Source organism: Brevibacillus sp. NRRL NRS-603 (assembly GCF_003013445.1).
In the GTDB taxonomy this organism is placed as follows: Bacteria; Bacillota; Bacilli; order Brevibacillales; family Brevibacillaceae; genus Brevibacillus; species Brevibacillus formosus.
Genome location: NZ_PXZN01000176.1, coordinates 1 through 1,188 on the forward strand (window position 1 = coordinate 1; position 1,188 = coordinate 1,188).

Here is a 1,188-nt window from a genome sequence, read left to right on the forward strand (position 1 = left end):
TGGGTCCTGATTGGGATTTCAGCATGAAAGTCCCCTTCCGCAATGCGATGCGCCGTTTCTTTCATTTGACGTAATGGAGTCGCAATACGCGATGAGAGGAAAAAGGCGAATACAGTGGTAGAGACAAATCCGATGACGCCAACCACAAAGATTAAAAATCTGACTTCCCTAACCGTATCATCAAAATCTTCAATCGCCTGATACATGACCACTGCTCCCGTTTTCCCTGCTGCCATTTCTAAAGGAACAGCGACCGCGAGAAGCTCATGCTTGTTGTTTGTATGATCGGCGGAATTATTCACATCAATATAGATCGTTTTGGGTGCAGGATGCTTGCCTGCCAGCGCATCAGGCAAATGCAATGCAGGATTTTTGAGCAATAGCTCTACTGGAATACGAGGGAGCCCAGCCCCCTCGCTCATACCGACTTGCTTGCCTTTTTCATCGAGAATAACCATGCCCGTATGATGGACCAAACCAAATCTGGAAGCCATCTCCATAGCGGCTGTCATATCTGGACTCTGCGCCAAACCGACTGCGATACCGTCTGCCAGATCGTGCAAATTCTTGGACTGCCGATTGCTATAAAAGCTGTCAAAGGATTGAACGAGCAACAAACTGAAGATCGTCAAGACGAGAGCAAATAGGGCAATAATGGTCATCCATAGCTTTCCGACTACACTGCGAAAAATAACGTCCACTTTACTTAGGCACCTCTAGCTTGTATCCGACGCCCCAAACCGTAGCGATCATATTGGCTGCTTGTGGAGAAACACGGTTCAATTTTTCGCGAAGACGCTTGATATGCGTGTCCACCGTACGCAAATCGCCAAAGAACTCATAGTGCCACACATCTTTCAACAGCTCTTCACGCGTAAACACTTTATCCGGCGACAACGCCAAGTAGTGCAAAAGCTCATACTCTTTTGGAGTCAGGCTCACCTCTTGGCCGCTTGCGATGACTTTGTGTGCATCATGGTCAATGGTCAGTTCCGGGAAAACAAGGACAGAATGACTGTTGAATGTCTCTGTCTTCAAATAAGCTGTCGCGGAAGAGCGACGAAGAATCGCTTTTACCCGGTACATGACTTCACGTGGGCTGAACGGTTTCACAACATAATCGTCTACCCCAGCCTCAAACCCGTGAACGCGGTTCGTTTCTTCCCCTTTTGCCGTCAGCATAATAAT

General features: G+C 47.8%; 2 protein-coding genes. Both read right to left on the bottom strand.

The window, feature by feature from the left end; genetic code table 11:
• A partial coding sequence (locus tag C7R94_RS29730) for a HAMP domain-containing protein (protein WP_146142871.1) occupies positions 1–701 on the bottom strand: 701 nt, incomplete at its 3' end.
• Position 702: 1 nt separating this feature from the next.
• Positions 703–1,188, bottom strand: a 486-nt coding sequence (locus C7R94_RS29735) for a winged helix-turn-helix domain-containing protein (RefSeq protein WP_106786052.1), incomplete at its 5' end; no start/stop codon positions are given.